Annotated in this window: 17 protein-coding genes; 5 read left to right on the top strand and 12 right to left on the bottom strand. The window is 71.2% G+C overall.

Annotation, left to right across the window (positions count from 1 at the left end):
* Window positions 1-90 precede the first annotated feature (90 nt).
* Window positions 91-369: a GlsB/YeaQ/YmgE family stress response membrane protein gene (locus ACFWM2_RS19515; protein WP_383280974.1), complete on the bottom strand. Its 279-nt coding sequence runs from the start codon at window positions 367-369 to the stop codon at window positions 91-93.
* A gap of 244 nt (window positions 370-613) precedes the next feature.
* Between ACFWM2_RS19515 and ACFWM2_RS19510 the strand changes: the two genes are divergently transcribed.
* Window positions 614-1012, top strand: coding sequence for a DUF3099 domain-containing protein (locus ACFWM2_RS19510; protein WP_383281121.1), 399 nt, complete (start codon window positions 614-616; stop codon window positions 1010-1012).
* Between the two features lie 224 nt (window positions 1013-1236).
* Window positions 1237-1473 (top strand): hypothetical protein, encoded by a 237-nt coding sequence (locus tag ACFWM2_RS19505; RefSeq protein ID WP_383280971.1) that lies wholly within the window; start codon window positions 1237-1239, stop codon window positions 1471-1473.
* A 186-nt stretch (window positions 1474-1659) separates the two neighbouring features.
* On the opposite strand, the gene moaA is transcribed toward ACFWM2_RS19505, so the two are convergent.
* The 3 genes from moaA to ACFWM2_RS19490 form a co-directional block, all read right to left on the bottom strand.
* Window positions 1660-2649: a GTP 3',8-cyclase MoaA gene (gene moaA / locus ACFWM2_RS19500; protein ID WP_383280969.1), complete on the bottom strand. Its 990-nt coding sequence runs from the start codon at window positions 2647-2649 to the stop codon at window positions 1660-1662.
* Window positions 2650-2819: 170 nt separating this feature from the next.
* Window positions 2820-4448: a cation acetate symporter gene (locus ACFWM2_RS19495; protein WP_383280966.1), complete on the bottom strand. Its 1629-nt coding sequence runs from the start codon at window positions 4446-4448 to the stop codon at window positions 2820-2822.
* On the bottom strand, window positions 4445-4801 hold the full coding sequence (locus ACFWM2_RS19490; RefSeq protein ID WP_383280963.1) for a DUF485 domain-containing protein: 357 nt from the start codon (window positions 4799-4801) through the stop codon (window positions 4445-4447). Before ACFWM2_RS19490 ends, ACFWM2_RS19495 begins: the two co-directional genes overlap by 4 nt.
* Before the next feature lie 382 nt (window positions 4802-5183).
* On the opposite strand from ACFWM2_RS19490, the gene ACFWM2_RS19485 reads away from it, so the two are divergent.
* The 3 genes from ACFWM2_RS19485 (at window position 5184) to ACFWM2_RS19475 (ending at window position 9674) form a co-directional block, all read left to right on the top strand.
* Window positions 5184-6707, top strand: a complete 1524-nt coding sequence (locus tag ACFWM2_RS19485) for a S8 family serine peptidase (RefSeq protein WP_383280960.1) — start codon at window positions 5184-5186, stop codon at window positions 6705-6707.
* 71 nt (window positions 6708-6778) lie between these two features.
* Window positions 6779-8302, top strand: a complete 1524-nt coding sequence (locus ACFWM2_RS19480) for a S8 family serine peptidase (protein WP_383280957.1) — start codon at window positions 6779-6781, stop codon at window positions 8300-8302.
* A 361-nt stretch (window positions 8303-8663) separates the two neighbouring features.
* Entirely contained in the window at window positions 8664-9674 is a 1011-nt protein-coding gene (locus ACFWM2_RS19475) for a CopD family protein (RefSeq protein WP_383280954.1), read from the top strand.
* Window positions 9675-9767: 93 nt separating this feature from the next.
* Here ACFWM2_RS19475 and ACFWM2_RS19470 read toward each other — a convergent pair whose 3' ends face one another.
* The 8 genes from ACFWM2_RS19470 to ACFWM2_RS19435 form a co-directional block, all read right to left on the bottom strand.
* Window positions 9768-10811, bottom strand: a complete 1044-nt coding sequence (locus ACFWM2_RS19470) for a zinc-dependent alcohol dehydrogenase family protein (protein ID WP_383280951.1) — start codon at window positions 10809-10811, stop codon at window positions 9768-9770.
* A 38-nt stretch (window positions 10812-10849) separates the two neighbouring features.
* Window positions 10850-11545: a lysoplasmalogenase gene (locus ACFWM2_RS19465; protein ID WP_383280948.1), complete on the bottom strand. Its 696-nt coding sequence runs from the start codon at window positions 11543-11545 to the stop codon at window positions 10850-10852.
* A complete protein-coding gene (locus ACFWM2_RS19460; RefSeq protein ID WP_383280945.1) occupies window positions 11542-12414 on the bottom strand; it encodes a sterol desaturase family protein in 873 nt (290 codons plus the stop codon). The genes ACFWM2_RS19465 and ACFWM2_RS19460 overlap by 4 nt, the downstream gene beginning before the upstream one ends.
* Before the next feature lie 159 nt (window positions 12415-12573).
* A complete protein-coding gene (locus tag ACFWM2_RS19455; protein WP_383280942.1) occupies window positions 12574-13284 on the bottom strand; it encodes a VIT family protein in 711 nt (236 codons plus the stop codon).
* A gap of 46 nt (window positions 13285-13330) precedes the next feature.
* Window positions 13331-14626, bottom strand: a complete 1296-nt coding sequence (locus tag ACFWM2_RS19450; protein ID WP_383280939.1) for an amidohydrolase family protein — start codon at window positions 14624-14626, stop codon at window positions 13331-13333.
* Entirely contained in the window at window positions 14623-15906 is a 1284-nt protein-coding gene (locus tag ACFWM2_RS19445; RefSeq protein ID WP_383281118.1) for an amidohydrolase family protein, read from the bottom strand. The genes ACFWM2_RS19450 and ACFWM2_RS19445 overlap by 4 nt, the downstream gene beginning before the upstream one ends.
* Before the next feature lie 91 nt (window positions 15907-15997).
* Window positions 15998-16882: an SDR family NAD(P)-dependent oxidoreductase gene (locus ACFWM2_RS19440; RefSeq protein WP_383280937.1), complete on the bottom strand. Its 885-nt coding sequence runs from the start codon at window positions 16880-16882 to the stop codon at window positions 15998-16000.
* Entirely contained in the window at window positions 16882-17679 is a 798-nt protein-coding gene (locus ACFWM2_RS19435) for an acetoacetate decarboxylase family protein (protein WP_383280934.1), read from the bottom strand. The genes ACFWM2_RS19440 and ACFWM2_RS19435 overlap by 1 nt, the downstream gene beginning before the upstream one ends.
* Window positions 17680-17729 lie beyond the last annotated feature (50 nt).

The following is a 17729-nucleotide window of genomic DNA, read 5'->3' as shown; positions in this document are numbered from 1 at the left end:
GCACCGTTTCGCCGGGCCATCCGCCCTGCGCGGGTACGGTGCCTGCGACCGGCGGAGGCTTGGCCCCTGCGCCGGTCGGTCAGCCGGCCCTCAGGCCCGTTGGTGTTTGTTGCCCCGTACGGCCATGTACAGCATGTCGCCGAGGAAGACGATGACGATCGCGGCGGCGAGCTGGAGGCCGTGCCGGCCCCAGTCGATGCCCTTGGTCTCCGCGATCCCGATCGCACGCGCGATGGCGTTGCCGACGATGGCTCCGAGGATGCCGAAGATCGTGGTCAGCCAGAGTGGACTGTGCTGCTTGCCCGGAATGATCGCCTTGGCCAGCAGGCCCAGCACGAACCCCACGATGATCGCCCACAACCAGCCCATCGCTGCCTCCTAGTACGGCTCCCAGCGAGCATTACGCCCAGTCTCGGCCGGTCCGCCATACGGCGCATGTCGGGCAGAGCCATACGCGGTACGACGCAGCCGGTCCCCCGGACCGGGGGCGCCCCCGGTCTCGTCGACGGCGCAGCCGCGGCGTAACGTGGAGCGAGTTCGGGCCCTGGTCCCTGACCGGGTTCGGGCGGGCGCGGGCCGGGGAGAGTCCGATACAGGCGGGCGGTGGAATGTGCTGCGGAAGCAGAGCAAGGGCGAGGTCTTCCGGATCACAGGAGCCAGACAGGGACTCGACGACGACGTACGCGGCCGACAGCGCCGCTACATCATCTCGATGAGCGTGCGCACGGTCGCGGTGGTGCTCGGCGCCGCCCTCTGGAACGTCGAACGGCACGTCGCGCTGGTCGCCCTGGTGCTCGGGATGCTCCTCCCGTATGTCGCGGTGGTGATCGCCAACGCCGGCCGGGAGAACGCCCCTTCGCTTCCGTCCACGTTCGTCGCCGCCCCGGTGCGCCCGATGATCGCGCCGCCCCGGGCGGAGGACTTCGCGGAACCCGTCCCGGGGTCCGTGCCGCAGGACGTGTGGACCGAGCCGGAGGCTGGTCTTCGGGGCGAACCGCGCGAGCGGACCTGACCCCTGCGGATCACCCGAATCCGGTTCCGTACGGGGTGGGCAAGCTGTGTACCAAGCTCAAGAAAAGCTCAGATCAATCATGTTGTTCCGGTGCCGGGCACCGGGTCCCCCATGACATACTTCGTACGCGCTCCGCATCCCCCGTCGGAGCGACGGACCGACGCCGGGCAGCTCCCCCCGTGGCTGCTCGGCGTCGCCCATGAGGAGCCGTTTAGGGTTGAGGCGTGACCTTCCCGCTCCCCGATTCGTCCCCCGCCACCGCGCAGTGCTCCGCCAAGGGCTGCCGCACCGACGCGGCGTGGGTACTCGCCTGGAACAACCCCAAACTGCACACGCCCGAGCGCCGCAAGACGTGGCTCGCGTGTGAGGAACACCGTGAGCATCTCTCCCAGTTCCTGGGTGTGCGCGGGTTCTTGAAGGACGTGGTGCCGCTGGCCGAGTGGGAGTCCGCGGAGCACTGACCGCCCGGCGGGATCCGACCGCCGCACGGCAGCATCGGCCGTCGGCATCGGCCGCTCCGGCCGCAGCATCGGTCGCCGAAGCCGGCATGGACCGCGCGGGCCGCAGCATCCGTATCCGACAGCCGACATCGGCCGGGCCGCAGCATCAGCCGCCGGCCACCGACATCGGCCGCTCCGGCCGCAGCGTCAACCGCCGATCGCCGACATCGGCCGCTCCGGCTGGAGGAACGACGGGTCGTCGAGGCCCGAGCCCGCCTTCTTGCCCCACATCGCGAGGCGCCAGATACGGGCGATCTCCTCGTCCGGAGCTTCGGACCGCAGCGCGGCCCGCAGGTCGGTCTCCTCGGTGGCGAACAGGCAGGTGCGGACCTGGCCGTCGGCCGTCAGTCGCGTACGGTCGCAGGCCGAGCAGAAGGGGCGGGTGACCGAGGCGATCACGCCGACGCGATGCGGGCCGCCGTCGACGAGCCAGCGCTCGGCGGGCGCGGAGCCGCGCTCGGCGGTGCCCTCCTCGGTGAGCTCGAAGCGCGTACGCAACGAGGTGAGGATGTCGCCCGCGGTGACCATGCCGTCGCGCTTCCAGCCGTGCTGGGCGTCCAGGGGCATCTGCTCGATGAACCGCAGTTCGTAGTCGTGCTCGACGGCCCAGGCCAGCAGGTCGGGGGCCTCGTCCTGATTGAGCCCCGGCATCAGGACCGTGTTGACCTTGACCGGGGTCAGGCCGGCGTCACGGGCGGCCGCCAGGCCGTCGATGACGTCCTTGTGGCGGTCACGGCGGGTGAGGGTCTTGAAGACGTCCGGGCGGAGGGTGTCCAGCGAGACGTTGACCCGGTCGAGGCCGGCCTCCTTCAGGGCGGTCGCCGTGCGCTTGAGGCCGATGCCGTTGGTCGTCAGGGACATCTGGGGGCGCGGCTCCAGGGCGGCGACCCGTTCGACGATGCCGACGAGGCCCGGGCGGAGCAGGGGTTCGCCGCCGGTGAAGCGGACCTCGGTGATGCCGAGGCCGGTGACGGCTATCCCGATGAGGCGGACGATCTCGTCGTCCGTGAGCAGGTCCGGCTTGGCCAGCCACTGCAGGCCCTCTTCGGGCATGCAGTACGTACACCGAAGATTGCAGCGGTCGGTCAGCGAGACACGCAGGTCGGTGGCCACCCGGCCATAGGTGTCGATGAGCACGTGGCCCCCTCCCTCGATACCGGATCACATTCATCTGACACCAGCGAGCCTACGTGACGGGGCTGACAGTGGGGGCGGCCCGATCCCACGAGGTACGGCGAGGCCCCGTCGTAGAGACCTACTAGTGGTGATCCACCAGCGTCCACGACGGGGCCGTCGAGCGGGCAGCGTCAGTGCGCGCCGGTGCCCGTGAGCGAGCGAACCTCCAGCTCGGCGTACTTGCCGGTGTCGGGCTCCTCCTTGGACAGGATCGTGCCGAGCCAGCCCAGCAGGAAGCCGACCGGGATGGAGATGATGCCGGGGTTCTCCAGCGGGAACCAGTCGAAGTTCGCCCCCGTGAACATCGAGGTGGGCTTGCCCGAGACCACCGGCGAGAAGAGCACCAGGCCGACCGCCGTGATCAGACCGCCGTAGATCGACCACAGGGCGCCCTGGGTGGTGAACCGCTTCCAGAAGAGGCTGTAGAGGATCGTCGGCAGGTTGGCGGAGGCGGCGACCGCGAAGGCGAGCGCGACCAGGCCGGCCACGTTCAGGTCGCGGGCGAGGGCGCCGAGGCCGATGGACACCACACCGATGGCGATCGTGGCGTAGCGGGCGGCCCTGATCTCCTCCTTCTCGGTGGCGGCGCCCTTCCTGATCACGTTCGCGTAGATGTCGTGCGCGAACGACGAGGACGAGGCCAGTGTCAGACCGGCGACGACCGCGAGGATCGTGGCGAAGGCGACCGCGGAGATGCTGGCGAGCAGGATCGCCCCCCAGGTCGAGTCGACGCCGCCGAGATGCAGCGCGAGCAGCGGGGCCGCCGTGTTGCCCGCCTTGTTGGAGGCGATGATCTCTTCCGGCTTGATGAGGGCGGCGGCGCCGAAGCCGAGCGCGATGGTCATCAGGTAGAAGCCGCCGATGATGCCGATCGCCCAGTTCACCGACTTACGGGCGGCCTTGGAGTCGGGGACCGTGTAGAAGCGGATCAGGATGTGCGGCAGGCCCGCCGTGCCCAGCACCAGCGCGATGCCCAGCGAGATGAAGTCGATCTTGGACGTCGAAGTGGCGCCGTACTTGAGACCCGGCTCCAGGAAGGCACTGCCCTTGCCGCTGTTCTCGGCCGCCGTGCCCAGCAGGTCGGAGATGTTGAAGTTGAACTTCAGCAGCACCAGGAAGGTGATCAGGATGGTGCCGCAGATGAGCAGCACAGCCTTGACCATCTGCACCCAGGTGGTGCCCTTCATGCCGCCGATGGTGACGTACACGATCATCAGGACGCCGACCAGGGCGACGATGCCGATCTTGCCGCCGTCGCTGGTGATGCCGAGGAGCAGCGAGACCAGGACGCCCGCGCCCGCCATCTGGGCCAGCAGATAGAAGATCGAGACGACGATCGTGGAGGTGCCGGCCGCGGTGCGCACGGGACGCTGGCGCATGCGGTACGCGAGGACGTCACCCATCGTGTACCGGCCGGAGTTGCGCAGCGGCTCGGCGACCAGCAGCAGCGCCACCAGCCAGGCCACGAGGAAGCCGATGGAGTACAGGAAGCCGTCGTACCCGAAGAGGGCGATGGCTCCCGCGATGCCGAGGAACGAGGCGGCGGACATGTAGTCGCCGGAGACGGCGAGTCCGTTCTGGAAGGCGCTGAACTGGCGCCCGCCCGCGTAGAAGTCGGCCGCGCTCTTGGTCTGCCGGCCGGCCCACACGGTGATGACGAGGGTGGCCGCGACGAAGACGGCGAACAGGGAGATGATCAGCGGGCGGTGCTCGCTGGCCTCTCCCGCCGCGAGCTGGACCTGAGTGATCGCGGGGTTCATGCGCCGCCCTCCATCCGGGTTTTGATCGCCTCTGCCTTGGGGTCGAGCTGGGTGGCGGCGTGCCGCGAGTACCACCAGGCGATGAGGAACGTGGTGAGGAACTGGGCGAGACCGAGCACCAGGGCGACATTGATGTTGCCGAAGAGCTTGGTGCCCATGAAGTCGCCCGCGTAGTTCGAGAGCAGGACGTACAGCAGGTACCAGAGGATGAAGCCGACGGTCAGCGGAAAGGCGAACGACCGGTGGGAGTGGCGCAGTTCACCGAACTCGGCGCTCGCCTGGACCTCGACGAACTCCTCGGTGGAGGGGAGAGTGGGCTGGGGTTTCGAGGGGGGCGGTGCGTCGGTGGCCACGGAGTCTCCTCGCGTTGCGGGTGCGGTTGCGGATGGGGGCGGGGTCGTTGGGGGGCTTGCCGAGGGTGCTGGGGACGGGCTGGACACGGACATGGACGGCTCTGACCTCACATTGATGCGGATCACGTGAACCTGTGGCGGTGTCAGGGCCCCGGGGTGTGATCCGACAGGGGGCTCGATCGTGCTCGCGCTCCCTGCTCAAGGTCACGGCGCCACGCGTGGACCGGTTCAACTCACTGCATTTCTTTCGGAAGTCATCTCCGGATTTCATTGCTGGCCAGGTGGGGCGGGGGATAGCTTCGCCCTGCACCACCCCGTCATGTACCTGCCCGAGCACCACCTGTGTTCGGGCAGTTCCGTTTTCGGATGATGTGGAGACCCCATGGTTCATCTGCGTTCCAGACGCCGCCTCGCGCTCGCCGTTCCGGTCGTCCTGTCGCTCACCGCCTCGCTCGGCTTCCTGCCGACCGCCGCGTCCGCGGCCTCGGACGCCCCGTCCGCCGTGACGAGCGCGGACGCTCCGACCGTGCCGTACGTGGTCAACACCAAGGCGGACCACCGCACGGTCGAGTCGGTGAAGAAGGCGATCGCCGCGGCCGACGGCAGCGTGGTCTACGCGTACGAGAAGATCGGTGTGATCGTCGTCCAGTCGGCCAACCCGGACTTCGGCCGGCAGATACGCGCGGTGCGCGGGGTTCAGTCGGCGGGTGCGACGCGGACCGCGCCGCTGACCGCGGCGGGGACGACGGACGAGGGCGCCGCGCAGCCGCTGTCGGCCAAGGAGGCCGCCAAGGTCTCCGGGACGGCCGCCGCGGGCGAGGAGCCGCTGGAGAACGAGCAGTGGGATCTGCGCGCGATCGGCGCCGACAAGGCCGCGCGGATCAACCCGGGCAGTCGCAAGGTGACCGTCGCCGTGATCGACAACGGCGTCGACGACACCCACCCGGACCTCGCCCCGAACTTCTCCGCGGCACAGTCCGCGAACTGCGTGGGCGGCAAGGCCGACACCACGTACGGCGCCTGGCGTCCGGCGGAGCCCGAGCACTACCACGGCACGCACGTCGCCGGTGAGATCGCCGCCGCCCGCAATGACATCGGCGTCGCCGGTGTCGCCCCGAACGTCAAGGTCGCCGGCATCACGGTGGCCGACCCGGTCAGCGAGCTGTACTTCCCGGAGAGCGTCGTCTGCGCCTTCGTGTTCGCCGCCGACCACGGCGTCGAGATCACCAACAACAGCTACTACGTGGACCCGTGGCTGTACAACTGCATGGACGACCCGGACCAGCGGGCCATCGTCGACGCGGTGAACCGGGCCCAGCTGTACGCCCAGAAGAAGGGCACCCTCAACCTGGCCTCGGCCGGCAACTCCAACCACGACCTCGACTCGGACGCCATCGTCGACGACTCCAGCCCCGACGACACGACGCCGGTCCCCCGCACGATCGACCCGCACGAGTGCTTCGACGTGCCGACCCAGCTGCCGGGCGTGGTCACCGTGAGCGCAACGGGCGTGCAGAACCTCAAGTCGTACTACTCCTCGTACGGCAACGGCGTCATCGACATCGCGGCGCCGGGCGGCGACCGGCTCTACCAGATCCCGGACACCCCGTCGAAGAACGGCCGGATCCTGTCCACCATGCCCAACAACGCCTACGGCTATCTGCAGGGCACCTCGATGGCGTCGCCGCACGCCGCCGGTGTCGCCGCGCTGCTGAAGTCCACGCACCCGTGGGCGACTCCGGCCCAGTTGCAGGCGCTGCTCAAGGCCCAGGCCGACAACCCCGGCTGCCCCGCCTCGTACGACCAGGACGGCGACGGCACGCAGGACGCGGTCTGCAAGGGCGGCAAGCGCGTGAACGGCTTCTACGGATTCGGCATCGTCAACGCTCTGCGTGCGGTCAAGTAGCCGCGGCACCACCCCTTGAGCCTCCCGCACGGCTTGTACCGCTCGTACCGCGAACGAACTGGAGATTTCTCATGAACGCGCCTCACCCGCGCTCCCGGCGCGCGATAGCGATCCCGCTGGGGATGGCCGTGGCGACCGCCCTCGCCTTCCTGCCGAACGTGAGCGCGTCGGCGGCCGACAGCGCCGCTCCGCAGGCCACGGCGGCGGACGCGACCTCGCTCAGCTACATCGTCAACGTCCGCCCCGGGCACGGCCCTTCCGCGCACGTGAAGCAGGCCGTGGCCCAGGCGGACGGCACGATCGTGGCGTCGTACGACCGGATCGGCGTACTCGTCGTCCACTCGTCGAACGCCGACTTCGCCAAGACGATCCGTGGCGTCCGCGGGGTCGAGTCGGCCGGTGCCACGCGCAACGCGCCACTGCCCGCGCAGTCGACCACCGACGAGGGCACGCCTAAGGCGCTGACCGCACAGCAGGTCGCCGACGCCCAGTCCGCCGCCGGGCAGGACCCGTTGGAGTCCCTGCAGTGGGACCTGGCCGCCATCAAGGCGGACAAGGCGCACGAGAAGACGCTCGGCAGCAAGAAGGTCACCGTCGCGGTGATCGACACCGGCGTCGACGACACCCACCCCGACATCGCGCCGAACTTCGACCGCGACGCGTCGGTCAACTGTGTGTCGGGCGCGCCGAACACGGCCGACGGAGCCTGGCGGCCCAGCGCCGCCGAGAGCCCGCACGGCACGCATGTCGCGGGCGAGATCGCCGCCGCCAAGAACGGCATCGGCATGACGGGTGTCGCTCCCGGCGTGAAGGTCGCTGGCATCAAGGTGGCCAACCCGGACGGCTACTTCTATACGGAGGCGGTGGTGTGCGGTTTCGTGTGGGCCGCGGAGCACGGCGTCGACGTGACGAACAACAGCTATTACACCGACCCCTGGTACTTCAACTGCACGGACGACCCGGACCAGAAGGCCCTCGTCGACGCGATCACCCGCGCCACGCAGTACGCGGAGAAGAAGGGCGCGGTCAACGTCGCGGCGGCGGGCAACGAGAGCTACGACCTGGCGGCGGACGAGATCACGGACCCGTCGTCCCCGAACGACTCGACGCCGTCGGACCGGGTGATCGACCCGTCCAAGTGCTATGACATCCCGACCCAGTTGCCGGGTGTGGTCACCGTGGCGGCGACGGGCGCGAAGAACCTCAAGTCGTCCTTCTCCAACTACGGTCTGGGCGTCATCGACATCGCCGCACCCGGCGGCGACTCCACCAGTTACCAGCCGCCCGCCCCGCCCGCGACGAGCGGCCTGATCCTCGGCACGCTCCCCGGCGGCAAGTGGGGTTACATGGCCGGTACGTCGATGGCGGCGCCGCATGTCGCGGGTGTCGCCGCCCTGATCAAGTCGACGCACCCGCACGCCTCCGCCGCCCTGGTGAAGGCGCTGCTGTACGCCGAGGCCGACGGCACACAGTGCACCGACCCGTACGACATCAACGGCGACGGCAAGGTCGACGCCGTGTGCGAGGGCTCGAAGAACCACAACGGGTTCTACGGCTGGGGCATCGCGGACGCACTGGACGCGGTGACGAAGTAACCACCCCGCCGGAGACGGCGGTCAGATGACCCAGGGGCCGGGCGGCGCAGTGCCGCCCGGCCCCTGCGCTCTCCTCGAGCTCACCCCGTGGGCGCTCGCCGAGCGGCGACCGGGTCCCGGTGGTGGCCCGACTGTCGGCCCGGGGCGCGGGCCCGGGGCGCTGGACCTGAGGCGCGCGGCCGCCGGAAGCGTCCGCGGGGCGTCAGGGTGCGCCCGGATGTGCACGGAAGGGCGGGGCGGGAGGGCCCGCAGCACCCGGGGCCGACGGGACGGCCGGAAACCCGGATTTGGGCAGAATGCCGTTCCTCCAGCTGTTTTCCTGGAGTTGCCCGGATCTGTGGCGTCTGGTGAAGATCTTGAGGTGACCTTGATACGACCGACGGCCGAGGTGGGCGACGCGAGCGGTCCCGCGCGGCGCCCGGCCGCCGGGCGTGCCGTCGCCGTCCTCGTCCTGGTGGCACTGGCCGCGCTGATTCCCCTGCTCGGCCCGTCCGCCGCGCTGCGGGGCACCGGCGAGGCGGCCGCGCCCGGCGCGGGTGGTGTCGCCCTGCTGCGGACGGTCCTGTTCGCCGCGGTGTGCGTCTGCGCGGGGGAGCTGTTCGCCGCCCGGCTGGCCCGCCGGGTGCCGGGGGCGCCGCCGGTGGACCCGCCGCGCAGCTGGACCCTCTTCGCCACGCTCGCCGGTTCCGTCGCCGCGCTGGGGCTCGCCTCCGTCGTGGCCACCGGCAATCTGGTGCCCCATCACCTCGCGGACATCGACGTGGGCGGCCTCTACCGCACGCGGGAGGGCGCGCTGGCGCTGCTGGAGGTCAACGCGTTCGTGGTGGCCGGGCTGTGCGCCCTCTCGCGCCGGCCGGCCAGGCAGGTGTGGCCGCTGGCCGCGGTCGTCGTGGCGGAGGCGCTGCGCGCCCACCCCCAGACGGAGCACAGCCCACTGACCGGCTCGGGACTGACACTGATCCACCTCGTCTGCGCCGCGCTGTGGGCGGGCGGACTCCTGCACGTCCTGCGGCTGCTGCGCGCCTGGCGCACCTCCGAGGCGGGCGCGGCCCTGCTCGGGCGCTACGCGCGCGTGGCGGCCGTCCTGCTCGCCGCGATCACCGCGTCCGGGGTGTGCAGCACCCTGCGCCGGATGCCTCCGGGCACCGTCCTGGACCAGCTGACGACGACGGCGTACGGGCGCATCCTGCTCGCCAAGGTGCTCCTGGTGGCGGGCGTCGCCGTCCTCGCCCTGTGCGCCCGCCTCCGGCTGCGCCGCGAGGCCGACCCGCTCAGCGCCTGCGTCCCCGCGCGGGCGGAGGTGGTGGCGCTGGGCGTGGTCGTCGCGGTCTCGGCGCTGCTCACGGCGGTGCCGCTGCCGATCCGGTGGTGAGCCCGGCCCGGGGCGGCCCGCGTCGGCCGGGTGTGCGGCGCGCCACCGTCAGGTGTGCGGCCGGCGTCCGTCAGGTGTGAGCTGCTGCAGGCCTCAGTTGGCGACCATGACCTTGAGCGCGGTGCGCTCGTCCATCGCCCGGTAGCCCTCCGGTACCTCTTCCAGGGCGACGGTCCGGTCGAAGACGGGCGACGGGTCGATGGTGCCGTCCAGCACGTCGGGCAACAGCTCCGGGATGTACGCGCGCACCGGCGCGACACCGCCGCGCAGGGCGATGTTCCGGTCGAACATCACACCGAGGTCGAGGCCGGTGCCGCTGCCGTGCGGGACGCCGACGAAGCCGATGGCACCGCCGTCCCGGGTGATGTTCACGGCGGTCCGCATGGACTGCTCGGTGCCCACCGCCTCCACGACACAGTGCGCGCCCTGTCCGCGGGTGAGTTCACGTACGGCCTCCACGGCCGCGTCTCCCCGCTCGGCGACGACGTCCGTGGCGCCGAAGCGGCGCGCGATGTCCGTGCGCACCTCGTGGCGCCCGAGCGCGATGATCCGCTCGGCGCCGAGCCGGCTCGCGGCCAGCACCGCGCACAGCCCGACGGCCCCGTCCCCCACGACGGCCACGGTCGCACCGGGCCGCACCCCCGCGCCGAGGGCGGCGTGGTGCCCGGTCCCCATGACGTCGGAGAGGGTGAGCAGGGCCGACAGCAGGTGGTCGTCGGAGGCCGCCTCCTTGGGCAGCCGCACCAGCGTGCCGTCGGCGAACGGCACGCGCACGGCCTCGCCCTGTCCGCCGTCGTACCCGACGGCGCCCCAGAAGCCACCGTGCTCGCAGGAGGTGGTGAGCCCCTCCCGGCAGTAGTCGCAGACGCCGTCGGACCACATGAAGGGCGCGACGACGAGGTCACCGCGCCGGACGCCGGCCACGTCGGAGCCGGTCTCCTCGACGATGCCGAGGAACTCGTGCCCGATCCGCTGCCCCGGCTGCCGCTTCGCCTCACCGCGGTACGCCCACAGGTCGCTGCCGCAGATACAGGACCGCAGGACCCGTACGACCGCGTCGGTGGGCAACTGGACGAGGGGGTCGGGCACGTCCTCCACGCGCATGTCGAACGGGGCGTGGATGGTGGTGGCGCGCATGGCGAGGATCCTTCTCGGCTGATCGGCGACGGATGCGCTCAGGGGGTGGTCGAGCGCACTTCACCGTACGCCGCCGTCGGTGCGGGTCGCTCGCCGAGGGCACCCAGCACACCGCGGACCAGCAGATACTGTGCCGCGGCATAGGTGAGCATGATCCAGAAGTCGGGCCGCGGGAGCTGCGGCCAGTCGGCGACCCCGGTGGCGATCAGGGTGTCCGAGAGCAGGAAGAGGGCGCCGCCGGCACCGGCCACGGGTCCGAGCCGCGTGGCTCCGTACGCCATCGCCGTCAGCAGCAGGCTGTAGCCGCCCACGGGCAGGCGCAGACCGGCGGGCAGGTCGGGCCACAGCAGGGCGACGGTGACGACGAGGAGGATGCCGTACGCGCCGGCGAGCCATGCTCCACGCGCGCGTGGACGGCTTCTGGCGGACACCTGCGCGGTCCTCCGGAAGAGCACGAGGTAGCACACGTGCCCGGCCGCGAAGGACGCCATCCCGGCGAGGAAGGCGCCATCGGCGTCGAAGAGGAGCAGGGTGTCGCCGCCCCACCCGAAGAGCAGCGCCGCGACGAGCGGTCCCGGGCCGCGCCGCACGGCCGTGTGGGCGGCGAGCAGCGGCATCAACAGGGGCTTGGCAACCGTGTGTCCGGCGTCGTACCCGGCCGCCAGGGAGACGAGGTCGACGGCGGCCACCAGACCGAAGGCAGCGAGCAGCACACGCGCGTGGCGTGGGTTCACGCGACGGGCTCCTGGACCGGCGTCCGCGCGGCGGCCGTCCGCGCGGGCTGCCAGCCGGGCCCCCGGAAGACCCGCCCGGCCCGCTCGCGCCAACTCACCGCCGCCCGCAGGTCCCTGGCGATGGCGGCGTACTCATGGGTGGCCACGCGCAGCGGGTTGTAGGTGGCGATGTTCTTGGTGAGCCCGTAGACGGGCCGGTCGGTCTCCGCGACGAAGGACCCGAAGAGCCGGTCCCAGACGATGAGGATCCCGCCGAAGTTACGGTCGAGGTAGCCGCCCTGGGAGGCGTGGTGGACGCGGTGGTGCGACGGCGTGTTGAGGACGAACTCGAAGGGGCGGGGCAGCTTGCCGATGCGCTCGGTGTGGATCCAGAACTGGTAGACGAGATTCGCCGAGGAGCAGAAGGCAAGCGCGGCGGGGTGCACACCGAGGAGGATCAGGGGGACGTAGAAGGGCCAGACGGTGAGTGACGTCCAGGGCTGGCGCAGAGCGGTCGTGAGGTTGAACTTCCGGCTGGAGTGGTGGACGACGTGGCACGCCCAGAGGATGCGGATGACGTGATGTCCGCGGTGCGACCAGTAGTAGAAGAAGTCCTGGCCGAGCAGCATCAGCGGCACGGTCCACCACAGCACGGGCACGCGCAGCGGGGTCAGTTCGTACAGCCCCGTGTAGAGCGCGACGATCGGGATCTTCCACAGGAAGTCGAAGGCGAGACTCCCGAGGCCCATGCCGACGCTCGTCACGGCGTCCTTCGTCTCGTACCCCGCCTCCTCCTCGTCGGGATGGAGCCGGACGCTCACGATCTCGATCACCGTGAGCAGCACGAAAGCGGGTATCGACCACAGCACGACATCGGGCAGGTTCGGCATGGGTGCACCGTAGGACGGCTGGTCGGCCGCGGCTAGACGTTGTTACCGACAAGTATTACCGGCGGTACGCGCTTGCTTCTTGGCGATCTCCACCAACGTCCACCCCTGGCCGGGGCATCCTCATCCGTCACATGGGGACCCAGTAGACACGCACGGCGCCTAGACCCCGGCCGCCCCCAGCAGCGCCCCCGCCGCGTATGTCACCCCCATCGCCAGTGCCCCGCCTCCCACGTTGCGCAGGACCGCTCGCCCGGGGCCGGCCGCGCCGAGGCGGGCGCCGGACCAGCCGGTGAGCACCAGGGCGGCGAGTACCGACACCACGGTGACCGGCACGCGCCAGTCGCTCGGGGGCAGCACGATCGCGAGCAGCGGGAGCAGCGCGCCGACCGTGAAGGAGAGGAAGCTGGCCCAGGCCGCGTGCCAGGGGTTGGTGAGGTCGTCGGGGTCGATGCCGAGCTCCACGCTCGCGTGGGCCCGCAGCGCGTCCCGTTCCGTGAGCTGCCGCGCAGCCTCGAGGGCCACCGCGCGCGACAGCCCCCGCCCCTCCAGCAGTTGCGTCAGCTCCTCCAGTTCCGCCTCCGGCTCCTCCCGCAGCTCGCGGCGCTCCGTCGCCAGCGCGGCCTTCTCGGAGTCGAGCTGGGTGGACACGGAGACGTACTCGCCGGCCGCCATCGACATGGAGCCGGCGAGCAGGCCCGCCAGTCCCGCCGTCAGCAGCGACCCGCGGTCGCTCGTCGCGCCGGCCACTCCGACGACGAGTCCGGCGGTGGAGACGATGCCGTCGTTGGCGCCCAGGACCGCGGCTCGCAGCCAGTTCAGCCGCGAGCCGAGCGCGCCGCCGTGGGGCTCGTCGTGCGTGGGTTCGGTCACACCGGGAGGATCGCACCCCGAGCGGCTTCCACCCGGTACCGACCCGTCACCAGACCCGTACCGAGCCGCCCCGCGCGAACACCGGACTCGTCGCGTCCGCCGGTGGGGTGAGGAGCGGCTCCGCCACCTCCTCCACCGTGGGGCCGACCTTCGCCGCGATCGGGTCCAGCAGGTCCAGGTCGAAGCCGTACACGCGGGCCGCGTTGCCGCCGACCATCGCGGCGATCTCCTCGCGCGGCAGCCCGGCGTACGCGATCCGCAGGCCCTCGCGCGAGTAGGGGTACGTGCCCTCGTCGTGCGGGTAGTCGCTGCCCCACATGATCTTGTCGAGGCCGATACGGCCGCGCAGCGGCACCTCGTGCGGGCGCATGAAGCTCGCACCGACGAAGCAGTTGTCCCGCCAGACCTGCGAGGGCCCCTTGCCCATCGAGGCCGCGAGTCCCGCACCGAACTTCGACTCGGCCGTGGACGCCGCCGCACCGGACTTCGACTGGGCCGTGGACGAGCCCGAAGCCGTGGACGCCCCCGAAGCGGCCGACGACTTCGTCGCCGCCGACACCAGGCGGCCGTGGTAGTAGTCCAGCATGTCCAGGACCCCGGGGATCCAGCCCGAGCCCTGTTCCGTCAGCACCAGTCTCAGGCCGGGGTGCCGCCGGAACGCGCCGCCGAAGATCAGGTGCCACAGCGCCCGGTGCGAGAACCAGGTCGTCTCCACCATGAAGACCGCCCGCGCGGCGGGTTCGTCGCCCAGTGGCGGCGACGCCGAGCCCGCGTGATGGTTCACCGGCACCCCCAGGTCGGCACAGACCGCCCAGATCGGGTCGTACGCCGAGGAGTACAGCTCGGGGAGGCCCGAACCCGGAGGTGTGCCCGGGAGCAGCAGCCCGCCCCTGAGCCCCGCGTCCGCCGCCCAGCGGATCTCCTTCACCGCCTCGTCCACGTCGTTCAGGAGGATCTGGAACACGCCCGCCCGGCGGCCCGGTACGGCCGCGCAGAAGTCCGCGAGCCAGCGGTTGTGGGCCCGCAGCCCCGCCCACCGCCGCTCGAACTCCTCGGGTGTGGGCGCGGGCGCCATCAGGGACGCCGACGGGAAGAACGGCGGAATCGTGTTCGGGAAGACCACCTCGGCGACGATCCCGTCCTCCTCCAGCTCCGCCAGGCGGCGTTCGGAGTTCCAGTTCCTGTCGGCCGTGTCGGCCAGCAGGTCCGCGTACGGATTGACGTAGGCGGCCGCCCACGCGTCGAACGCCTCGTGGTGCCTGCTCGCCAAGTACGGCCGGTAGTCGAGGAGATCGGCGCCCGCGTGGCAGTCAGCGGAAATCACCGTGTACCGGTCGCTCATGACGCGGTCCCCAGCACCGGGAAGTCGTGGTCCGTCAGCCAGTGCCTGCCCACCTCGCGCGAGCGGGCCCAGGACGCCTCGACGGCCGTCTGGTCGTCGGGCTGGCCGAGGTCGGCCGGGACGGGGCCGATACGGCGGGCCAGCGGGGTGAGCGCGGCGACGTCGAAGCCGAAGACCTCCGCCGCGGCCAGGCCCAGCATGCGGCGGGTCTCCGGCACCGGGATGTCGTGGAAGGTCCGCGACAGCCACCCGCGCGTGTCGGGCCAGGTCCCCTCGGGGTGCGGGAAGTCGCTGCCCCAGAGGATGTTGTCCACGCCGATCTCGTAACGCTGGGCCAGCTCACGGCGCTTGGTGTTGGTGGCGCAGATGAAGACCTGCCGGTCCAGGTACTCGTGCGGGGGCCGCCGCAGCTCCGCGAACGGCGACAGCTTCTTGCCGCCGTGCGCACCGAGGTAGAGCCGGTCCATGAACCACAGGAGATTCGGCAGCCACCAGCAACCCGACTCCGCCACACCGAACCTGAGGCCGGGGTGGCGCTCGAAGACGCCCGACCAGAGCAGGAACCAGAGGGGGCGGGCCGGCCACCAGGTGACCTCGGAGACGTAGATTCCGAGGTGGTCGCCGTACTCGTGGCGCGGGGCCGCGCCGGAGTGGGTGACGACGGGCATCGCGCACTCGGCGGCCGCGGCCCACACGGGGTCGTAACGGCGGTCGTGGTACGGCTCCTTGTCGACCCACATGGAGGGGATCATCAGGGCGCCCAGGCCCGACTCCTTGGCACGGTGGATCTCGGCCACCACCCGTGACGGCTCGGCCGTGATCGGCAACAGGGCCACTCCGCAGTGCCGTTCGGGGTGTTCACCGACGAACTCCGCGAGCCAGCGGTTGTGCGCCTGGGCACCCGCCATGCCGAGTTCGGGGTCCTGGTCGCCGGAGAGTCCGAGGCCCACCCCGAAGGGTGCGGCGGTCCGGCTGTCCACGGCGTCGGCGTCCGGGAAGACGACCTCGGCGGCCACCCCGTCGCCGTCCAGCTCCTTGACTCGCTGAGCGGTGTCCCAGCCGCCGCGCAGCCCCTCCTCGTTGTCCTGGAACCACCGGTCCGCGAACGCCTCGTTCCGGACGCCCAGGCGGGTCATCTCCTCGCGGCGCCGGTCGCGTCCCGCGAGGAAGTCGTCGAAGTCCCGGTGGAACCGGGGGTCCAGATAGGGCCGGTACTCCTCGGTGGGCAGCCCGGCGTGGCAGTCGGAGGAGATGATCAGGTAGGGGTCCCGGTCGGTCACCGCCCCGGGGCTCTCGGTCCGGTCGGCCCCTGATGCGGTCGTCGCACACCCCTCGGTGCGGTCAGTCCCTGATGCGGTCATCACACGCCCCTCAGTCCAGGATGAAGTTCTCCAGGTACGACGGCACGGCACGGTCGAGCATCGACTGCGCCCGAGCCCGGATCTGCCGGTCGCTGTGCTCGCTCTCGGGCAGCAGCCAGAAGCGGTCCGCGCGGATCCCTTCGGCGACCAGGTCGGCCACCTCCTCGACCGGGGTGAAGCTCACGTCCCGGCCCGCCTCCTTCATCGCGGCCTCCCACTGGCCGAGGCTGCGGTAGGGCGTCCTGCGCGGGCGCTGTTTCGCGTACCGCTCGGGGCGGTTGCGGTGCGACTCCCACAGGCCGGTGCGGAGCATGTGGGGCCCCGGGAAGAGGACGGAGGCGCCCACGCGCGCGTGCTCCGCCTTCAGATGCGCGTACAGGGACTCGGTCATCGTCACGACGGCCGCCTTGGTGACGGCGTACACCGAGGCGGTGGGGAGCGGCGCGATCCCGCCGTCGCCCGACGACGTGTTGACGACATGGCCCGGCTCACCCGAGGCGAGCATCCGCGGCACGAAGGCCTGGATGCCGTGGAAGACGCCCCAGACGTTGACCGCGAAGGCCCACTTCCAGTCGTTCGGATCGTGCTCCCACATCCGGCCCTCGGCCCCCGAGCCGACACCCGCGTTGTTGCACAGCACGTGCACCGCGCCGTACGTCTCGTACACCGACTCGGCCAGCGCGACGACCTGCTCGCGCTCGCCGACGTCGACCACGCGCGCGTGCACCTCGGCGCCCTCCAGCCGCAGTTCGGCGGCCGCCTTCTCCAGGGCGCCCTCCTCGACGTCCGCGAGGACCACCTTCAGACCGTCGGCCGCGAACCGCCGGGCCATCGCGAGCCCGATCCCGCTCGCCGCGCCGGTGACGACCGCGACCTGTCCTTCGCCGAGGCGCATCAGGCACTCCCCCCGGGCGGTCCGTCGAGGATCTGCTGCGGATCGTCGTAACGCTGGTGGATGTACGGCAACAGGGCCTGCGCGCCGACCCGTTCCACGACCCTGCCCCGCTGGTCGGTGGTCTTCTCGCCGATGGTGATCCCCACCAGCTCCCTGACGGGAAGGTCGGCGACGGGGTCGTACATCGATTCACGCAGTACGACGTCACCCGTGATCCGCTCCAGCCTGCGGACCTTCTCGTTGCGCAGGCAGTGCACCAGGAAGGCATCGCCCTCCAGGCCCGAACCGTCCACCGCGGGAAGGAACTTGAAGTAGAAGTCGGTCTTCTGCGCGGGCTCCGGGAGCGGCAGGTTCCCGCTGACCGCGCCGCGCACCTCGACGAACGCGATGCCGTGCCGGGCCAGTGCCGCCCGTACGACGAGACCCTCGCGTTCGACGGTCACCTCGCCGAGCTTCTTGGGTTCGCCGAAGACCTCGCGGCCGCCGGTGAGGGCCCGCTCGTGGGTCATCGGCATGACCAGCGGGTACCAGCCCTCGACGCCGTCGTGCTCGGCCGCGACGGCGAACGAGCCCGCGCCCAACGGGTATCCGGGCAGGTCGACCTTGCTGATGTTCACCCGCACCAGCGCGCGGCCGGTGGGCTTGAGAGGCGGCGGCAGGACCGCCGCGACCGCGTCCGGATCGCTCTCCCAGACGGCCACCACCCCGGTCGACCAGATGTCGGGGAGCCTGGCGCCCGCGGTGCGCGCGGCGGCGATCTCCGCCTCGGTCCGCGCCCCGTACCGCACTCGTGCCATGTCGTCGTACCGCCCTTCGCTGATGAACCGTCAGGAGGGTGCTCTGTAAC

Source organism: Streptomyces sp. NPDC058371 (assembly GCF_042723265.1).
Classification (GTDB): Bacteria; Actinomycetota; Actinomycetes; order Streptomycetales; family Streptomycetaceae; genus Streptomyces.
This window is presented reverse-complemented; position numbering and strand designations above follow the sequence as displayed.

Bases quoted from the DNA above. Each gene is read 5' to 3' on its own strand.
- ACFWM2_RS19515 (WP_383280974.1), bottom strand. From the start codon at position 369: ATGGGCTGGTTGTGGGCGATCATCGTGGGGTTCGTGCTGGGCCTGCTG.
- ACFWM2_RS19495 (WP_383280966.1), bottom strand. From the start codon at position 4,448: ATGAACCCCGCGATCACTCAGGTCCAGCTCGCGGCGGGAGAGGCCAGC.
- ACFWM2_RS19485 (WP_383280960.1), top strand. From the start codon at position 5,184: ATGGTTCATCTGCGTTCCAGACGCCGCCTCGCGCTCGCCGTTCCGGTC.
- ACFWM2_RS19480 (WP_383280957.1), top strand. From the start codon at position 6,779: ATGAACGCGCCTCACCCGCGCTCCCGGCGCGCGATAGCGATCCCGCTG.
- ACFWM2_RS19470 (WP_383280951.1), bottom strand. From the start codon at position 10,811: ATGCGCGCCACCACCATCCACGCCCCGTTCGACATGCGCGTGGAGGAC.
- ACFWM2_RS19460 (WP_383280945.1), bottom strand. From the start codon at position 12,414: ATGCCGAACCTGCCCGATGTCGTGCTGTGGTCGATACCCGCTTTCGTG.
- ACFWM2_RS19450 (WP_383280939.1), bottom strand. From the start codon at position 14,626: ATGAGCGACCGGTACACGGTGATTTCCGCTGACTGCCACGCGGGCGCC.
- ACFWM2_RS19440 (WP_383280937.1), bottom strand. From the start codon at position 16,882: ATGCGCCTCGGCGAAGGACAGGTCGCGGTCGTCACCGGCGCGGCGAGC.
- ACFWM2_RS19435 (WP_383280934.1), bottom strand. From the start codon at position 17,679: ATGGCACGAGTGCGGTACGGGGCGCGGACCGAGGCGGAGATCGCCGCC.